This window comes from Clostridium mucosae (assembly GCF_024622765.1).
Lineage (GTDB): Bacteria > Bacillota > Clostridia > Clostridiales > Clostridiaceae > Clostridium.
Genome location: NZ_JANKAF010000025.1, coordinates 14,397 through 28,899, shown reverse-complemented (window position 1 = coordinate 28,899; position 14,503 = coordinate 14,397). Strand labels below are relative to the sequence as shown.

At 29.5% G+C, this 14,503-nt stretch carries 20 protein-coding genes; all 20 read right to left on the bottom strand.

The annotated features are described in order from the left end of the window. A partial coding sequence (locus NSA50_RS17965) for an N-acetylmuramoyl-L-alanine amidase (RefSeq protein WP_257447425.1) occupies window positions 1–596 on the bottom strand: 596 nt, incomplete at its 3' end. Window positions 597–635: 39 nt separating this feature from the next. Next, entirely contained in the window at window positions 636–842 is a 207-nt protein-coding gene (locus tag NSA50_RS17960; RefSeq protein WP_008679525.1) for a hypothetical protein, read from the bottom strand. Next, window positions 839–1,081: an iduronate sulfatase gene (locus tag NSA50_RS17955; RefSeq protein ID WP_257447418.1), complete on the bottom strand. Its 243-nt coding sequence runs from the start codon at window positions 1,079–1,081 to the stop codon at window positions 839–841. The genes NSA50_RS17960 and NSA50_RS17955 overlap by 4 nt, the downstream gene beginning before the upstream one ends. A gap of 36 nt (window positions 1,082–1,117) precedes the next feature. Next, entirely contained in the window at window positions 1,118–5,815 is a 4,698-nt protein-coding gene (locus NSA50_RS17950; RefSeq protein WP_257447415.1) for a phage tail protein, read from the bottom strand. Between the two features lie 33 nt (window positions 5,816–5,848). After that, on the bottom strand, window positions 5,849–6,232 hold the full coding sequence (locus tag NSA50_RS17945) for a hypothetical protein (protein WP_257447412.1): 384 nt from the start codon (window positions 6,230–6,232) through the stop codon (window positions 5,849–5,851). Between the two features lie 13 nt (window positions 6,233–6,245). After that, window positions 6,246–6,458: a hypothetical protein gene (locus NSA50_RS17940; RefSeq protein ID WP_257447410.1), complete on the bottom strand. Its 213-nt coding sequence runs from the start codon at window positions 6,456–6,458 to the stop codon at window positions 6,246–6,248. A gap of 68 nt (window positions 6,459–6,526) precedes the next feature. Beyond that, complete coding sequence (locus NSA50_RS17935) at window positions 6,527–7,369, bottom strand: LPO_1073/Vpar_1526 family protein (protein ID WP_257447406.1); 843 nt, start codon at window positions 7,367–7,369, stop codon at window positions 6,527–6,529. Further along, window positions 7,359–7,556: a hypothetical protein gene (locus NSA50_RS17930; RefSeq protein WP_257447403.1), complete on the bottom strand. Its 198-nt coding sequence runs from the start codon at window positions 7,554–7,556 to the stop codon at window positions 7,359–7,361. The genes NSA50_RS17935 and NSA50_RS17930 overlap by 11 nt, the downstream gene beginning before the upstream one ends. 55 nt (window positions 7,557–7,611) lie before the next feature. Then, window positions 7,612–7,809, bottom strand: a complete 198-nt coding sequence (locus NSA50_RS17925) for a hypothetical protein (protein ID WP_257447400.1) — start codon at window positions 7,807–7,809, stop codon at window positions 7,612–7,614. 85 nt (window positions 7,810–7,894) lie between these two features. Further along, on the bottom strand, window positions 7,895–8,347 hold the full coding sequence (locus NSA50_RS17920) for a hypothetical protein (RefSeq protein ID WP_257447397.1): 453 nt from the start codon (window positions 8,345–8,347) through the stop codon (window positions 7,895–7,897). 174 nt (window positions 8,348–8,521) lie between these two features. Then, window positions 8,522–9,220, bottom strand: coding sequence for a phage distal tail protein (locus tag NSA50_RS17915; RefSeq protein WP_257447394.1), 699 nt, complete (start codon window positions 9,218–9,220; stop codon window positions 8,522–8,524). After that, the gene (locus NSA50_RS17910) at window positions 9,220–11,388 is read right to left on the bottom strand and encodes a phage tail protein (RefSeq protein WP_257447391.1); all 2,169 of its coding nucleotides are present in this window, start codon (window positions 11,386–11,388) and stop codon (window positions 9,220–9,222) included. The genes NSA50_RS17915 and NSA50_RS17910 overlap by 1 nt, the downstream gene beginning before the upstream one ends. A 68-nt stretch (window positions 11,389–11,456) precedes the next feature. After that, window positions 11,457–11,534, bottom strand: a complete 78-nt coding sequence (locus NSA50_RS17905) for a hypothetical protein (RefSeq protein WP_374940982.1) — start codon at window positions 11,532–11,534, stop codon at window positions 11,457–11,459. A gap of 84 nt (window positions 11,535–11,618) precedes the next feature. Further along, entirely contained in the window at window positions 11,619–11,990 is a 372-nt protein-coding gene (locus NSA50_RS17900; protein WP_308463905.1) for a DUF2085 domain-containing protein, read from the bottom strand. Further along, window positions 11,971–12,192 (bottom strand): hypothetical protein, encoded by a 222-nt coding sequence (locus tag NSA50_RS17895; protein ID WP_257447387.1) that lies wholly within the window; start codon window positions 12,190–12,192, stop codon window positions 11,971–11,973. Before NSA50_RS17895 ends, NSA50_RS17900 begins: the two co-directional genes overlap by 20 nt. A gap of 79 nt (window positions 12,193–12,271) precedes the next feature. Continuing rightward, on the bottom strand, window positions 12,272–12,868 hold the full coding sequence (locus NSA50_RS17890; RefSeq protein WP_257447383.1) for a bacteriophage Gp15 family protein: 597 nt from the start codon (window positions 12,866–12,868) through the stop codon (window positions 12,272–12,274). Beyond that, complete coding sequence (locus tag NSA50_RS17885) at window positions 12,868–13,212, bottom strand: DUF6673 family protein (protein WP_111931641.1); 345 nt, start codon at window positions 13,210–13,212, stop codon at window positions 12,868–12,870. Before NSA50_RS17885 ends, NSA50_RS17890 begins: the two co-directional genes overlap by 1 nt. An 11-nt stretch (window positions 13,213–13,223) precedes the next feature. After that, the gene (locus NSA50_RS17880; RefSeq protein WP_257447377.1) at window positions 13,224–13,709 is read right to left on the bottom strand and encodes a hypothetical protein; all 486 of its coding nucleotides are present in this window, start codon (window positions 13,707–13,709) and stop codon (window positions 13,224–13,226) included. Further along, window positions 13,710–14,147, bottom strand: coding sequence for a chloramphenicol resistance protein (locus NSA50_RS17875; protein ID WP_257447375.1), 438 nt, complete (start codon window positions 14,145–14,147; stop codon window positions 13,710–13,712). Continuing rightward, window positions 14,144–14,503, bottom strand: a complete 360-nt coding sequence (locus NSA50_RS17870; RefSeq protein WP_257447373.1) for a minor capsid protein — start codon at window positions 14,501–14,503, stop codon at window positions 14,144–14,146. Before NSA50_RS17870 ends, NSA50_RS17875 begins: the two co-directional genes overlap by 4 nt.

Below are 14,503 nucleotides of genomic sequence, written 5' to 3'. Positions count from 1 at the left end.
TAAGTTACTAACTTTTTCATATCATATTCCACCTTTACATTTATTTTTTTATTACTAATAGCTTCTGCTATTGTTTGACCTATTTTATCGTGTCCTAACTTTTTATATAAAGCAACATCTTCTGTTGCTTCCACAAAACATGTTTCTATTATTATGCTTGCCATCTTAGTTGCTCTTAGCTCATATAATTCTTTATTTTCTTTTACTCCTCTAGATTTATTTTCAGGACCTGTAAATCCTAATCCATCTAAGGCGTTTTGTATCCTTGTAGCAACTTGTTCATCTAAAGTTATATTATCTGTCTTTGAATAAACTAAGCACTCTGCTCCTATTGCCCCGTTATAACTGTTGTAAGCCTTATTGAAATGTATAGATATAAATAACTCTGCTCCCCAATTGTTAGCTTTATTTACTCCATATATTAGATCACTGTCTCTATCCATATTACCTGGTGTAACATCTAATACAGTATGTCCTAATTGCTTTAAATATTTAATTACACTATCTTTTACTTTTCTATCCTCTACTACTTCATTTATAAGACCTTCACATCCAGTTGCTAAATAGTTATGTCCTCCTCTAACTGCTATTTTCATACTATCATTCCTTTCTCTTCTAAATTAAAAGAAGCAAGATTACTCCTGCTCCTTAGTAGATTTTACTGTACCTTTTACTGTAGATTGTCCAAAGTAAAATGATACAATCATTATAGCTACTGTAGTAAATTGTTCTGTGCTTACTACTTCTCTAGCACTTAGAATACAAAATACTGTTATAACTAATAATGCTATAATCTTCTTTACTTCTATAAGACTAGTTATCTTAGTTACTAATTTGCTCATTCTATTTCTCCTTTCTCTTTCAATACTTTATCAAGCTTATTATCCATATTGTCTACTTTTTTTACTAAGTTTTCTGTTAAAATCCTATTACTGGTACTTAGTTCCTCATTCGTTTTAGTAACCCTATCTAATGTTGTTTCTATCCTTGGCCATATCTTTTTATACATGAACCATATTAATAAAATACATAAAGCTACAGGAAATACAAATGTATTAAATAGTGTTGTTATATCATTCATTTTGCACCTTCTTTCTCATAAATTAAAAAGAACCTACTATTGTAAGTTCTCTAATGCTTCTATTCTTTTTTGCTGTTCTTGTACTATTCCCCAAAGCATACTACACATACTATAGGAATCAATTCCTGGTGTCCCCCTAGGATTTAATAATAATTTAGCTTCTTCTGTTAGTTCTTCTAATATAAATCCTAATTTTTCATCTACATATATTTCCATTCCTTTTCCATCTTTATCTATTGCTGTAGGGAATGATTTTAATCTTTCTATATCTGCTTTTAATTTATATTTCTTTATGTGGTTATTCTTAAGTATATCTATAAAGTCAATATCAGTAGGCTCTGTTATATCTGTCTTAAAAGCTCTACTAGATGCATTGTTGAATGCACTTGCAATAAAGATTCCATAACCATTATCTGAACTATTTCTACTTTCTACTGCATATATATCACGCCTAAATTTAAGCATTCCACCAGAACGATTTCCCCACATTCTTAATGCAGTATTTGAGCCAGGCTCAAAACTCATCGCCATTTTATTATTTCCTGTTGTATAAAAGGCTAATTCACTATTATCTATAGAAATATATGTTTCTCTATTTTTTTGAATTCTTAATATATTTTGATCCGCATCTATTCTACACTCTTCACCGAACAATTTTATAATGTGATCACATGGTTGTAATCTACCTTCAAAAATTAAATTCCCAGCAGAATCTCCTTGTAACATTACTTGTCCGGAATTATTTAAAACTGTTAATGCTCCATTTCTTATTTTTACACCAGAGCCATCTATAATAGTGTTTCCTGAGTAAACCTCATTCGGATTCGGTGTCCAAGGTAACAATAACTTACCCTCTGTTAGTAATAAATCTTTTATCCAGCAAACATATCCTCCGGTGTTATTTTTAGAACCTAAGTGCCTAACAGCTATTTTCATTTCAGTTGAATTCTGTGTTGTTATTGTAATACTTTCTCTTCTACTACTTCCAGCTTCTACTATATTTGATGTTATTCCCCTACCATTTTCCTGAGGGAGTTCAATTATTAAGACTGCTCCAGATGTAGATACTTCTGGAGTTAATACTGCTGAAAGTGTATATGTTGTATATGGTTTTACTTGAACAGTTTGATATATTGCAGTAGCTTCATTTACTCTTGTATAAATTCCAACCTGTCCTGAATTTCTTTGCCAATAAAAACTTCCTACATAAGGATGCCACCAATAAAACTTATCGTTATTAATTAAATTACTATCTTTTATTAAGTTGTATCCACCACTACTACTAAAATCTAATTTTAATTGATTTGCTGTTAACTCCATACTTGCTTTAGTAGCATAATTATGCAATTTAGTATCCGTAGTACTGTTAGCAATATTTATCGCTTCAGTTTTAGCATTATTTATAGTAGATTGTACAGTTTGTATAATCGAACTATTTGTTATCTTTTGTTCTGCACTAGACATTCTAGTTTGCAAGCTAGATACATTTCCGTTTATAGTACTTATCGTACTCTCTGTAGAACTTACTCTACTTGTTATATCATTTATATTAACTTGTAATTTTGCTGTCTGTTCATCAATATAGTTATAACTATCTCCTTGACTTGGACACCACTCAAATACCTCTTCTCCTTTTCTAACCATTAGTGAAGAAAATACACCACTAGAATTTGTATTTATAGATGTATCTATTTTATCTATTCTTACTCTTATAAATGCTCTTACAGCTCCATCTGGTACTATTACTGTTAAGTTTTTCTTAGTATATGAAGCATTACCTTCGTAAAGAATAGAAGTATATCCTGTCATGAAACTATTATCTGTATTTATATCATCTATATTAGAAGTGAATAATAGATATATCCTAAGCCTTGCATTACTTGTTGCGGCCCCAAACGCCCCATATGTTATTTTTTCCCCTGGAGATACTGGAAATTTTGACGAATCTGCATAAATGGTATTTGTTTTATTATTTTTACTATGTCCTAGTCTAATATAATGTTTATCTTCTAGTACCATAGAAGCACTTACACCATAAAAATAATTTCCTTCTAGAGTAGTGCTTAATCTCCAACCGCTAGGGCCTTTAAACCAGTTACTATTTGAAACTAAATTATTATTTCCTTCTTGTACTATCTTTTTTAAATTACTAACAGTAATATTAAATCCATTTAAATTTTGCTCTAAAGAAGCTTGTTTATTTTCTACTGTTGCAACTTTTCCAGATACTCCGCTTAAATCTGCGGTTAGGTTCCCTATACTACTTGTATGACTAGCTACTGTAGTATTAATTCCATCTACTGTAGCTTTAATACTTGTATAGTTATCTTTTAATGTAGTTACATCACCTTTAGTTATAGAGCTTTCTTTTATTAATCCTTCTATCTTACCTTGTGCCACTGTAACAGATGTTGTATTTGATTCTATTTTTTCTTCTATATCTTCTGGAGCTACTGTAAAATCTGTTGCTTTATTTCCTCTTTCTAGCTTTGGTTTAGAAATATATACTTCACAGTTTTTATTACATCCAACAACAAAAGCAACTGATTTAGTATCAATATCTGTTGCTTTTCCAGTAACTATGACTTTAGTCCATTTACCTTTTACTATTTCTTTTGCTAAATCTATTCTTTTGCTCCCTGCACCTGCCCCTTTATCTTTATAGAAATAAACACCTGCATAAAAACTACCATCAATTTCTTGTGTAACATCTTCTGGAATATAGTACATAAAAGACATTGTAAATTCTTCACCATGTTTAGCTGGAATTTTATCTGCACCTGAATAAAGATAAATAGTACTTCCTGTTGTAGTTGCATTTGTTCTTAATATTTTTACAGATTTATAACCACCACAAAGCATATCTTCATTTATAGACATAAATTGTGGAGCATATCTCCATGTACCACTTAATGGTTTGTTAAAGTCAGCGTTTCCTTGTAGATTCCTTCCTCCTATCTCCATATTATCTACATTGCTCTTAAGACTATTAAAACTTACTTCTAAACTTTGTCCTGTACTATCAAAAGATATCCTACTAGCTTTTAACGTTTGTGTATTATCTTTATTTACTTCTGTTATTAAACTGCTAATATTAAGTTTAGAACCATTTATATTAGCAGTATCAGCAACCATATCATCACGAATTATTTTATCTTTTATAGCACTAGATTTTAAACCTAATGCATCAAACATTAAATTCCCTTGCTTATCCCATACATACATGGAATAATCTCCACTAGCATCTTTACCTATCTGAACTCTTACTCTTGCACTATCTTTTATTTGTATAGTGTTATCTTTAATAAGTAAGTTTCCATCTGTACCAACTATATTGAATCTATTAGAATCTATATTGCCTGCCTTTAAATCTCCTACACTAATATTTTTAGCTATAATATCCTTTATTAATGCATTAGAAATAGTAACATTATCTGTTGTAAGGTTTAAAAACTGTCCATTTTCTCCAGTTACAAATTTACTTAAGAGTGTTTGTAGGTCTAACGTTCCACCTGTTGCTACATCAAATTTTATATTTCCTGCTATTAAATCAGTTATTTCAGCTTTATTTGCTTGTAAATTAGTAATCTTAGCATTTACCGCATTAAGTTCTGTTATATTAGCCTTAGTTGCTTCAAGTGTTCCTATTCTTGCTACTGCTGCATTTAAACTATTTATATCAGCTTTATCTATTGTTAGATTCTTTACAGCCACTTTAATAGCTTCTTCTGATATGGTTCCATTATCTTCTGTTATATTATTTACTGTATCTGCTGTATCTTGAAATTCTTTTTGTATATCAATAAAATCTAACGTAGTATTAGCAATTTCACATGAATTACGCTCTGGCTCATCTGGATATTCTGTAATTTTTACTATCCTTTGTTTTTCCCTTATTTTCTTATCTTTAGATATAAGAGTTATAGTATCCCCTAGTTTATAGTCTAATATATTTTTATACTTAGAATTCAACTTAGCTAAATCTATTACATCTGCACTATAAGACTTTCTAGGTTTAGATAATTCTTGTAGCTTTGCTGTTGCATCTTCTCTTAAATTTTCTAGAACGGTATATCTCTCATCTTTCCATATTAAAGTTTTTACTTTATTGGAGTATTGAAAGTTTTCTACTTCTACCTTTATATTTTCTTTGCCAATAGCGATTATTTTTGTATAGAAGTCATAGGAGTTACTTTCTATATCTAAAGCTTTTAAATTAACTTGATCTGAAAAATAAACACCCTTATCCTGACCTAGTTTTTCATATGCTTTTACCACTTTATTTAAAGTATCAAATTCTATTTCTACTCTATAAATCTTTTTAACTTCCTGTATAATCTCCCAACTACTACAATTAGTTTTCTTTACAGTTCGTTTCTTGGTAACATTATTAACCTGTACTGTCCATCCTGTACTAGCACAAGCTAGATTAAGACAATTCTCTATTGTTTGTTCTATAGTATTAAAATGTTCCCACGCCTTACCCTCTAGATCTTCTACATTCATTTGTGCCTTAATAGAAGTCCATTCTCCACTATCTCCTATTTCCTTAACAACAAATTCATCAGTCTTATTTCTTATATATCCTTCCTCTACTATTCCATCTATAAATTTAGAAGGATATAAAAAAGAAAGTGTCTTATCTCCAGTTTTAAGAACACTTTCTATGCAATAATCTTTATATTTAGTTAACCCCTTTAATTTGTTTTTATTCTTATCATATAGTTGTAACATTCTTCCCCTCCTTTCTTAGAAGTTTAAATAACGTTACTTAAGTAAGAACTCTATACTTGTTAATTCAGCTGTAGTTAATTCTATATTAGAATTTAAAAGAAGGTCTAAAGATATATCATAAGTTTCTATTTCATTTTCTATACTCTGCAATTCTCGTATATCTTTATTAAAACTCTCAACATCTTTAATTAGAAAGTTATTATTTTCTATTTTTACTTTCCCATCTTTGTCTTTCTCTCCATACTTATCAATTAATACTGCTCTTTCCTCTTCATATATTTTTAGTTCTCTAGATATAATTTCTATGTTCTTTTTAATAGCATAAGAAAGTTTTATAGGCAATCTAGTACTAGCTAAAACACCTAATGTATTTAGTCCATTTATTATATTAAAATTAGTTATCTTAATTTTACTCATTTATTTTTCCTCCTTAAAGTTCAAATTGTCTATCAGATGCTTTTTCTACAAACTCTACTACACCTTGTTTGCATTTCTCTAAATTCTCCTTATATACCTCTTTATTAATAATAGAGATTGATATATTAGGATAATCTCCACCTAATCCAGCAGTCATAGTTACTGCTTGTGTTCCGTTTATATTTACATTGCCACTTAAAGTTACTGTTTCATTAATATTTAACATTACATTTCCTCCTTATTATTAGGTATTAAAAAAGAGCCTACAATATGTAAACTCTTAAATATTAAAATTTATTCTTTTATCCAAATTCCTAAATCATAATCTAATCCAGTCTTTACTTTTATATTAGCTACGGCTATAGCTATACCCACACTTGTAAGATTTGCGTTACACATTTGTGAATTGTTCCACATATTACACATAAGTGATAATTCTCTATCTTCCTTAATTATCTTATTAGCTTCTTCAGAACCTTTTATCTGTGGAAATTTACTCTCTATAACCATAGTATAATCAACACTTGCAACACTGATATTTAGGCATGATGCATATTCAAGATGTTGAAATATACTATAATTATTATCAATTTCTATATCGGATCTTATAATTTTATTTAAATAACTATAGTGTTCTATTGGATATTCTATTCGATAATTAACATACCTATTAATAAATATTAATGTTAAAATCACTATCTGCTTAGGTGTAATTTTAGGTATTATTTCCAATGCCTCATTTAAAACTAATTCCTGGATACAATTCCCTTGTATGACAGTTCTATTTACTAAAGTTTCAACTAATAATTTTTTAGTAGACTCTCCTCCCCTTCTAGCATAATTCTTTTGTGCTTCATAAATAACATACCTAATATCAGGATTTTGTGTATTCTCTATATATTTAGGATTTTTAGAACATATCTTTTCCAAATAATCATCAAGTATTTTTTCAGCACGATCTTGAATTATATTTTCAACTTTTTCTCCTAAATCATAAAAATTACTTTTAAACACACTCATAGCAATGTCTTTTACATCAGAATATGATAAGCCTGAATTATTTATAACCGTAACTTCTTTTCCTTGTATATTGGTTGAATTATCCCCACTATCTATTGTTTGACCATTAAACATCATTCTTACCTCCAATATTGATATTTATATCTTTACCACCTTGGATATTAGTAGAATTGTTTCCTGAGTTAATGGTCTGAATGTTTTTACTATCTACTTTTTTCTTAATAAACAATCCTGCTACACCTACCAGTATAGTTACACCTATACCATCGAAAATCCAATCTGCATTTTCAATAATCCATTTCAAATTATTCACCCCTTTATACTCTAAATTTTAATAAGGAATGAACTATTTGTCAAAATTAATCTATATTTCTATATTTAATAATAGGATATCTGTCTGATAATATAACTTTGCTACCACATTTATTACACTTATGAGTAAATTGAGGTGGATTAAACATCCAATTATTTTCTCCTGTTGCTATTAATTCTCCATTGTGACAAGAATCACATATATATTTAACAGCTACAGTCTTTACTAAAAACTCCTTTTCCATTTCATATTCTCCTATCTATTTAGTTTATAAAAAAGATATTTACTATGAAAATAAATCGCTTTTTATAATAAAAAAGAGCCTTATATTAAAGGCCCTTTGAGTTAATGCTCACTTCTATTCCTGGATATATTCTTTTTAAAATTTCTATTACTTTATATTTAACTTCAACTTCATCAGTTATGTTCCATATCCAATGGCACATTTCTTCTAAAAAAATAAAGACCTTAGCTTGTTCATCAGCATGTAAATCTTCCCATTTCTTAACTGCATAAACTATGAGATTAAGATTAGTTCCTAAAGTATCTTCTTCAAAGATAAGATCTAATTGTCCATAATCAGTAAATACAGCTGATGTTCTTGGTACATTTTTTAAATCAATCTTATCCTCTATCATTTGTTCCACTATTTTTGTTAATGAATAAGAAAAAAGTTTTGCATCATATTCCTCTAAACTAGTAGTGCTCCTAAACTCCAATTTACCTATCAAAAGTTCTGGTACATTAGGTACTAATGTTGCTTTCAACCCTTTAACCTTCAATTCAACACCTCCCTAGAACCAGTTTACCATATTATTGAATTATTTTATATCATCTATACTCGCTTTTTCCACTTTCATACTTTTTAATATTTCTTTATTCAATTTAGACTTTTTATTTATTAATATTTTAGCTTTGAAGTCTTTACTAATACTCAATTATACTCCTCCTTACTCCTAAATATATCTTGGTTTATATTTTATTGTTATATCTACATTGTTTTTACTTACTGTAATAGTATTAGCTCCTGGCTTTAATCTTGGGAATCCCCACATATCAGTATCTCCATATTTATTAATACCATCTACTGTTACTGTTCCTTCTTCTCCATTTACTATAAGCTTTTTATTAGCTTTTAGATTCTTTAAGATTATAGCTTCTTCATCCAATCCATTAATAGTTAAGTCTATTAAGTCTATAGAAGGTGTTACTTCTAATATTACTGGAGTTTCTAAATTACCAGAAACATTTATAGTTTTAGATGTTATTCTATTAATAATTTCTGTTACTTGAGTATTTTCAACAATAACAAACATTTGTATATCAACTGTTTCATTGCCTTTCATAATATATTTATAGTTTGGTTCTTTGCTAATAAACCCTCGATAGAAACACTCTATATCATCGAATTTTATAGTAGCATTCTCAAATTGTTTTATTAAATTACCTTTCATAGTTTCAAGCTCATTAGCATCACTGCATATAATATCTAATGTTATATTTAATACCTTAAATTTATTCTTTCCTTTTTTATAAAATATAGGATTAAGATTATTAGTACCCCAATAATTAAATATGTCAACTTCTGCGCTACTAATATTTCTACTCATTAATTTTGCTTTAAAATTCTTTATATTTATATTATTTACAAGCACTATCTCACCCTCTTTCCCGCTAAAGCTAATTTACCATTAACTACTTTATATACAGATTCCCCTACACTTTGTCCATCTATATCATTTTTCAATATAAATACACTTCCTTCTGGAATACCTTCAGAACTATTTTTACTATTTCCATTACTACTATCATTTTTTGTTATCACCCTAGCTGTAGTCATAGCAGTTTCATAATCTACTGTAGTTTGCATTTTGGCAACTAAATCACTCATATTAGAATCAATATCTTTCTCTAGATTAGGAGTTTCTATATCAATTCCAACTCCAATACCTTTAACAATATTCGTACCTATTAAATCTCTCATAATCCTAGAAGGTGAATGTATGCCGAAGAAACCTTTTATACTGCCTATAACACTATCTGCAAAACCACCTATTAAGTTTAATATCCACCCAGTCATATTTGAAATACCATTCCAAATACCTTTGATAAGATTAGATCCTATACTTGCTGCTTCATTCCAACCTAGAATATTTTTAATACCTTGTAAAGCACTTATAGCAACATTTCTAGCAGCTTGAACGAGATTCCCTAGAGAACTACTTATTCCATTACCAATCCAACTGATAAGATTTTTACCTATATTACCTCCAGCCGAAAAAATATTCTTTATTCCGCTTATAACATTTTCCGCAGTAAAACTGGCAATAGTTTTTATATTAGATACCATTGAAGCTATACCTTTTCCTATATTGGCAATAAGATTAGATCCTATTTCCCACCAATTAAATAGAGTAAATACATTAACTATTGCCATTATGATTTGAGGTATATTAGCTATTAAAGTAGGAATACTATCTATCAAACCTTTTATAAGCATTAATAATATATCTACACCCGCTTTTAAAATCTGAGGTAATGCACTATATATGGCATCTGCAAAACTATTAATAATTCTAGGTACTTCTTGTATTAAAGTAGGTAACGCCTCAACAAGTCCTTGCACTAAAGCTAATATAATATCTATTGCAACATCTAGAATTAAAGGTAAATTTTCTATTATCATATCGCACATAGAAATTACTAAATTAACTAAAGGAGGTATTAAAGTAGGTAAATTCTCTGCTATCCCTTGTCCTAGTGTTATTAAAGCTTGTAGGCCTACTTCTAATAACATTGGCATCACTTCTATAACGCCATTAACTAGGGACATAATTATATCTAAAGCTGTACTTATTAAGGATGGTAACCCTGCCTGTATTCCGCTTATTAAATTTTTAATTATATCAATACCACTATTCAACAACTCAGGCAAAATACTATTTATTAATGAAGGTAATTCTTGTACTAAACTATTAAATAATTTTGTAATTCCACCTATAGCTATTTTTATTCTAGGCAATATATTTCCCCCAAAAGTTTGTAAGCTATAAACTAAATCATTTACTAAATCATCAAAATTTTCCGTATCACTAGCCATTCCTGTTAATATATTAGACCAAGCAGATTTAAGCATATTAAAACTTCCGCTAATTGTAGTCGCAGCTTCTTTTGCTGTTGTACCTGTAATTCCCATTTCATTCTGAATAACATGAATTGCTTCTATAATATCACTGAAATTACTTATATTGTATTTAACACCACTTATCTTCTCAGCTTCTACTAATAATCGCTGCATTTCTTCTTTAGTTCCACCAAAACCTAGCTTCAAATTATCTAGCATTGTATAATTTTGTTTCGCAAAACCTTGATAAGCATTTTGGATCATAGACATGTCCGTACCCATTTTGTTAGCATTATCTGACATATCAAGAATTGCTTGGTGTCCTATTCGTGCTGCTTTTTCTGTATCACCGCCTAATCCCTGTAAAAGCGAAGCTGAAAAACCCGTAATTGTATCCATGTATTCATTTGCAGATAATCCCGCTGTTTCAAAAGCGTTCGCTGCATATCTTTGAACTAAATCACTACTATCTTTAAATAATGTTTCAACGCCGCCTACTAATTGCTCATACTCTGCATACTGTTTTATAGATAAAGTTGCTAAAGCTCCTACTGCAGCACTAGCAGCAGTAACTAATCCTGTTATTGCAACTGCTCCTGTTTTCGCTAAACTACCTAATTTACCACTTAGACTTTTTATTCCACTTTCAGCACCATCACTATCTATCTTAGTATCAATTATAATTCTTCCATCAGCCAAAATTACCACCTACTTTCTTTATAAAAATAAAAAAAGCAGGCATCGGCTCACTACTCTAAGGTGTGGCTCTAAGCTCTGTCTTTACGATTAATTTCTAATTTATTTATTTTTTTACAACGAGGGCATTTTATCTCCCCTCTTACTATATCAGCTTTTAATAGTAGCTGATTGCAATTTTCACAACGTATATCTTCTATTTAAATCACCTTCTTATTCACAATAAAAAACACTTAGTTAAAAACTAAGTGTTTAATAATTGCTATTATATTAAATAACAAATACATATATCCTATACCAGATACAAAACCAGTAATAAGTCTACGGATATTATTAGACTCTATTATTTTTACTAATTGTATCAATCCATCAATAACCATAGGTAAAATTAATGCTAGGGACCACAAAAAACCAATTCTAAATCCTAGAGAAATTAAAATAATGCCAATTATTTGTCCTATTAAAATCCCTGTACACCTAGCACATACTGGAAATTGATAACCTCTATAAGAAAAACTTCTTTCGTACATTTGGTGACAAGTATAGCCACCTATTTTCATAAAAAATTTCCATAATTCTAAGTTTTTATTTAAATTTTTCTCCACAATCTACACACATCCTATATGCACTATGACTTGTTTTGCTTTTCCCCATTCCACACATTCCACACAATAATCCTATAGGACCAAAACATATTGCTCCTAAACACCCTTTTCCAGCTCCGAACCCTTTTGTTTCTGTAGTAGAATCGTTTATTATTTGTACGTTATTGCTGCCACATTTAGGACAACCTTTTTCGTTTCCCATTGTATCTCCCCCTCAAACAGTTAAAATATATTTATATAATACCATTTTTGAGGTTAATTTACAATTTTTATTAATATTTTTACAATAGATTATTTACATTTTTCCCAAGAAGTAAAGCTTCGGTTATTTCATCTAGTTTTTCTCTTTCATCTTTAGATATAGGTATTTCGTATAGTTTGCACATCTTCTTATAATAAGCCTTTTCTTCTTTAGACTTAATCTTAGACAGATCCATACTCCTATATCCCATTATCTTAACTATCTCATTATCCTCTTTAAGACTCTTAAACATAGCTTTAAATTTCCACCAATGTAAATACTCTATATCCTGTAAATCTATATTATATTGGTCCATAAATGCAGCATATATATAATCATCATCATGTTCAAAACTATAAATTCGAGTGACGCTCTTACCTTTACCATTTCCTTTAGATGATGTTATTTCTTTACCGCACCTATAAAACCATAACATTTGCTCTATTGCTTCATTGATGTTTTCCGGTATAACTGGATAATAAAGTTCTAAAGCTGTTATAATTTTATCTTCTTCTCCTATAGAACTATCTTGCATTAATAATTCAAATAAAATAGAAGTACGAAAACCACTATTAATCTCGTAATTCTTATTATCAATTTCTACTGCAATAGGCAGTAAATCAACTAGTATATTCATTATTTTTTAGCACGTCTTTGAGCTCTATTAGGAGAATATTTATGAGCTATTTTTTCAATTTCCACTCTTTGTTCATTTGCTTGGTCAACCAATTCGCTAAAGGCTTTTAAGCATATTTTTAAATTAACTCTATTCCCAAATACCTTTTTATCAGTTCCTTCTCCAAACATAGTATTAAATACGTTAAAAATAGTTTCACATTGAGTTTTAACAACTTGTGTCATACTCATATTCTTATTATTTTCTTCTACTTTTTTTAACTCTTCCATGGACTTATCATATTTTTCTGCCACTTCTAAATCATAGAAATCTATATCTTCTAACTCAACACCGTTAATTATCATTTAATTACCTCCTATACTGTTTTAGGTGTAAACTCTTCTGCAAATTCCTTGCTTATTAAAGTAAATGTACCTTCAACTGGATCACTTTGCCCTAAGAAATTACCGCTAATTCCTAATTCACCATCATTATCATCAAAGCTATCTACCGCAATAGCAACTTTGAATTTTCTCGCTCTAAAAGTTCCCTCTGCAGTTCCTTGTTTATCTAAATCAACTATAAGATATTCTGTTTCAGTTTCAGCACCAGTTTTTTGCATTTCTCCAATCTCTCTAATAAATTCAATTGCCTTTTCACTATTAATTTGATCAGTATTAAAACTTGTCCCCCACTCATAACCAGTTACACTTTGGCTAGAACTGGATTGATTTATATACCTCTTAGAAGTAGTTTGAGCACTAGGACTTTCATTCAACTCTGTAAATCCTGCTCCTAATAGTTCAAAAGCTTCTTTAACCTTTAAGTAATTAGCTTGTACTTTACGTTTTCTAACTCCCATTTAATTTATTCCTTTCTTTTTCAAATATTTTAATCTTAATTGTATCTGGAATTGCGCAGTATCTTCTGTAACCGCAAAAGCATATCCAGTACTAGTAACCTCTATAGATAAAGGTTCTAATCCATTATCGAGTAATGGAAATATATCTTTGTTATTTTGTTCTTCTATCCAATCTGCAAATTTCTCATAAAATCCTGAGTTATCTATATTCTGTAATACATCTATTCCATAAGGCTCTCTAGAAGTAAATATAAAAGCATATTGTCTTATACTATCACCATTAACATATTTTCTTACTATTGGATTTATAGGAACTTCTTCTATAGAATAAGTATCTGGATTACCTTCTAAGTAATTCACATTAACTTTTATAGCATTATTGAAGGTATCTAAATGAGGACAATTTCTAATATAATTTCTCAAAGCATCTATTATCATTTAGTTCTACCTCCTACAAATTGCGCTATAGATTTTACTACATCATTACCTCTATCATTCCACATACGCTTATCCCAAAACTTCCCTCTAAGTCCCCCTACAGAGTTACCTTCTTTTCCTAACCCTTTATTAGTGTAATATTGTTTTTTAGCATAATCAGAATTATATATAACCTTATCTTTGTTTATCTCAACTCTAATATCTTTAAGACCACCATGGTCATAAGGGACATAATTATTCATCCATTTAGCACATTCCTTAGTGAATTTTTCTTGTGCTTGACCATCTTTATTAAGGTATCTTTTTAAAAGAATTTTCCCTGTATCATCCATTTTTATTCTTACATTAGTGGCCAT

Coding starts and splice junctions, on each gene's coding strand:
- NSA50_RS17960 (WP_008679525.1), bottom strand. CDS start 842: ATGAGCAAATTAGTAACTAAGATAACTAGTCTTATAGAAGTAAAGAAG.
- NSA50_RS17955 (WP_257447418.1), bottom strand. CDS start 1,081: ATGAATGATATAACAACACTATTTAATACATTTGTATTTCCTGTAGCT.
- NSA50_RS17950 (WP_257447415.1), bottom strand. CDS start 5,815: ATGTTACAACTATATGATAAGAATAAAAACAAATTAAAGGGGTTAACT.
- NSA50_RS17945 (WP_257447412.1), bottom strand. CDS start 6,232: ATGAGTAAAATTAAGATAACTAATTTTAATATAATAAATGGACTAAAT.
- NSA50_RS17940 (WP_257447410.1), bottom strand. CDS start 6,458: ATGTTAAATATTAATGAAACAGTAACTTTAAGTGGCAATGTAAATATA.
- NSA50_RS17935 (WP_257447406.1), bottom strand. CDS start 7,369: ATGATGTTTAATGGTCAAACAATAGATAGTGGGGATAATTCAACCAAT.
- NSA50_RS17925 (WP_257447400.1), bottom strand. CDS start 7,809: ATGGAAAAGGAGTTTTTAGTAAAGACTGTAGCTGTTAAATATATATGT.
- NSA50_RS17895 (WP_257447387.1), bottom strand. CDS start 12,192: ATGGGAAACGAAAAAGGTTGTCCTAAATGTGGCAGCAATAACGTACAA.
- NSA50_RS17890 (WP_257447383.1), bottom strand. CDS start 12,868: ATGAATATACTAGTTGATTTACTGCCTATTGCAGTAGAAATTGATAAT.
- NSA50_RS17885 (WP_111931641.1), bottom strand. CDS start 13,212: ATGATAATTAACGGTGTTGAGTTAGAAGATATAGATTTCTATGATTTA.
- NSA50_RS17880 (WP_257447377.1), bottom strand. CDS start 13,709: ATGGGAGTTAGAAAACGTAAAGTACAAGCTAATTACTTAAAGGTTAAA.
- NSA50_RS17875 (WP_257447375.1), bottom strand. CDS start 14,147: ATGATAATAGATGCTTTGAGAAATTATATTAGAAATTGTCCTCATTTA.
- NSA50_RS17870 (WP_257447373.1), bottom strand. CDS start 14,503: ATGGCCACTAATGTAAGAATAAAAATGGATGATACAGGGAAAATTCTT.